This window comes from Streptomyces sp. HNM0645 (assembly GCF_030056615.1).
GTDB lineage: Bacteria > Actinomycetota > Actinomycetes > Streptomycetales > Streptomycetaceae > Streptomyces > Streptomyces marianii.
Map to the genome: position 1 here is coordinate 1 of NZ_JASHLT010000124.1, position 916 is coordinate 916.

The 916-nt window shown below is 63.1% G+C and carries 2 rRNA genes and 1 pseudogene; 1 reads left to right on the plus strand and 2 read right to left on the minus strand.

Features of this window, described 5'->3' with window-relative positions:
• Window positions 1-293 (plus strand): annotated as a pseudogene (locus QMZ92_RS35895) (hypothetical protein); the annotation flags it as partial.
• A gap of 147 nt (window positions 294-440) precedes the next feature.
• On the opposite strand, the gene rrf reads toward QMZ92_RS35895, so the two are convergent.
• Window positions 441-557: ribosomal RNA gene (rrf, locus tag QMZ92_RS35900) — 5S ribosomal RNA — on the minus strand.
• Between the two features lie 110 nt (window positions 558-667).
• Window positions 668-916: ribosomal RNA gene (locus tag QMZ92_RS35905) — 23S ribosomal RNA — on the minus strand; the annotation flags it as partial.

Sequence of the window (916 nt, forward strand, 5' to 3'; positions counted from 1 at the left end):
CGGAAACCACCACGGTCATCATCACGACGCGGACCACGATCATCACGCCGGTCGTCCCGACGTCCGTAGGCACGTTCGTCGCGGGGGAAGCGACCGTCGCGGCTGTCCTCCCGCCGGTCGTCACGGCGCCCGTAGCCACGGTCGTCGCGAGGGAACGACCCCCCACGGTCGCGGTCGTCGCGACGGTAGCCGCTCCCACGGTTGTCGTCCCGACGCGGGCCCCCGCGATAGCCGCCCCGGTCGCCGCCCCCGTCTCGGCGGCGCGGCTCGCGCTCAGGACGATCGTCGGCTGAGTTGGTGGGCATCGGTGAGGCTCCTGTCTTCGAGTACCGCAGTCAATTCTCGCGCAGCCGGCCGACCGACGCGCTTCGGGAAAACACACAAAACAAAAAGGACCCGTGGTCCCAGCTGAACGCTGGGACCACGGGTCCTGAAAGATTGTTCGGCGGCGTCCTACTCTCCCACAGGGTCCCCCCTGCAGTACCATCGGCGCTGAAAGGCTTAGCTTCCGGGTTCGGAATGTAACCGGGCGTTTCCCTAACGCTATGACCACCGAAACCCTATCGGGTTCGAGCGAACAAGCACACTTTTCAATTGATTAAGTGGATCTGGTTCGACCGGTGCGACTGTTCGCAACCCGGGAACCACACAGTGGACGCGAGCAACTGAGGACAAGCCCTCGGCCTATTAGTACCGGTCAACTCCACCAGTCACCTGGCTTCCATATCCGGCCTATCAACCCAGTCGTCTACTGGGAGCCTTACCCCATCAAGTGGGTGGGAGTCCTCATCTCGAAGCAGGCTTCCCGCTTAGATGCTTTCAGCGGTTATCCCTCCCGAACGTAGCCAACCAGCCATGCCCTTGGCAGGACAACTGGCACACCAGAGGTTCGTCCGTCCCGGTCCTCTCGTACTAG